The 1899-nt window shown below is 66.3% G+C and carries 1 protein-coding gene; it reads right to left on the minus strand.

The annotated features are described in order from the left end of the window. Positions 1–326 precede the first annotated feature (326 nt). On the minus strand, positions 327–1899 hold a 1573-nt coding region (locus AC1VNY_RS42340), incomplete at its 5' end, for an autotransporter family protein (protein ID WP_482409646.1).

The following is a 1899-nucleotide window of genomic DNA, read 5'->3' on the forward strand; positions in this document are numbered from 1 at the left end:
TTCTTCGCCAGCTGGCAGGTCGCATCAATCGACTTGACCAACCGCCAACCTGTCAGTGATGTGTCCGAACAGGTGTCAGCCATGTCTCCGGACTAAACACTCGACCGGGCGATCCAGTACGCCGCGGCCCCTCGATTCAAGCGCAGACGTCTCTGGAATACTGGATCACCCGCATGCGCGGGTGATGACACGGAGCAAGGCGAGTGCGCCTGCACGATTTCTGGATAATGGAAAAGTACCTCTGAGTTGCCCGACGAGTCAAGTGGCCGTGTCCGCCGGCTACTTTGCATGGGGTTGTTTTCGATATTTTGGCAGTGCGCCCGTCCTCACCACACCACGCGGAGGCCGGCGGTGCCCTTGTAGCTGTGGTTGTCGCCGGCATCCTGCAGGCTGGCGCGATAAGTCGCTTCGCCGAACAATGTGTAGCGGCCGCCCGCCCAGCTGTAGCTGCCGCCGCCGCCGATCGAGCCCCAGAGCCGGTCGTTTGCGCTGGCGAAGCCGGTGCCCGCGACATCGACGTTGGTGCCGTCGAGGAATTCGTAGTGCAGATTGCCGATCGCGTAGAGGTCGGAGCGGGCGCCGTCGCTCCAGCTCTTCCGGTGATTGAGCGACAACCCGACGCGGCCGAGCAGGCTGTCGGCATTGCCGAGCGAGACCAGCGCGCCGAAGCGGTCGGTGAAGCCGTCGAAGTCGACCTTCGAATAGGCGAGCTGCGCCTGCGGCGTCAGCGAGAAGCCGTTGCCGATTGTGAACCGCTTGCCGCCCTCGACGCTGAAGGCATAGCCGAGGCCTTCATTGCCATGGGCCATGCTGCCGATGATGTCGGAGGTGAGGTCGCCGCGATAGAACATGGTCTGCATCTGGCCGTCGATGTAGACGCCGTTGTCGCCGTACCAGGTGGCAGTGGCGCCGACGCCGGTGCCTTCGGCGCGGATGCGGCCGTTACCGAAGAACGAGTTCACGTAAGCCGTGGTCAAGCCGTATTGCAACGTCAGGCCGACGATCAGGCGGCCGTAATTGTTCTCGAGCGCGAGGCCGTCGAGCCCGGCCTGCGCCTTGAAGTCATCGCTGTTCAGGGTCGAGCCGGTGGTGTTCGACGGCCGCAGGCTGGTCTGACCGCCCTCGATGCGGCCCCAGAACGCCGACTGCGTCCATGAACTGTCTGCCTGCGCCGCCGGCGTGACGCCCATCCGCGCCATCGCCTCGCTCGGGCCGCCGTTGCCGCCCCAGTAGCGGTTGCCGACGCGCTCCTGCAGCGAGGGCAGCGCGTTCATGCCGAGCAGCACCTGGGCGTAGTTCTCGTAGAGCGGCACGCCGGGCTGGTACAGCGGGCCCGCGGGCTTGGCCGGTGCGGCCGGATCGCTCGGCGGATTGACCAGGCTGGAGCGCAGATACCAGTCGCCATCAGATGGCGTCGCGATGCCGTTCTTCTGCAGCGTATAGGCATAGGCGCCGGCGACGATCGCCTGCTGACCATTCAGCGCATAATTGCCCGCCAGCGTGAAGCTGCCGTTGGAGGCGCCGGTGACGTCGATCAGCTTGATGCCGTCGGCGGTCTGCGCGCCGCCGCCGCCGGCATTGTTGATCCTCACGGTTGAGGTGCCCGACGTGCTTGCCGCGACGAGGCGGTCGGTCGCCGAGCCGTCGCCGCCGAGCACGGTGTTGAACAGCAGCGTGCCGCCGTTGCCGGCATAATTGCCGGCGACCGTCAGCGTCGTGCCGGGCGTGGTGCCGAATTGCAGCGTGCCGGCATTGCTGAAGCCGCCGACGGTCTGGTTGAAGCCGTTGAGGTCGATCGTGGTGCCGGCGCCGGCGGTGACGGCAGACGCCGCGCTGAAGGCATTGACCGCGCCGGCGCGCAACGTGCCGCCGTTCACCGTGGTGGCGCCGCTGTAGCTG

It is taken from the genome of Bradyrhizobium ferriligni, from assembly GCF_056837965.1.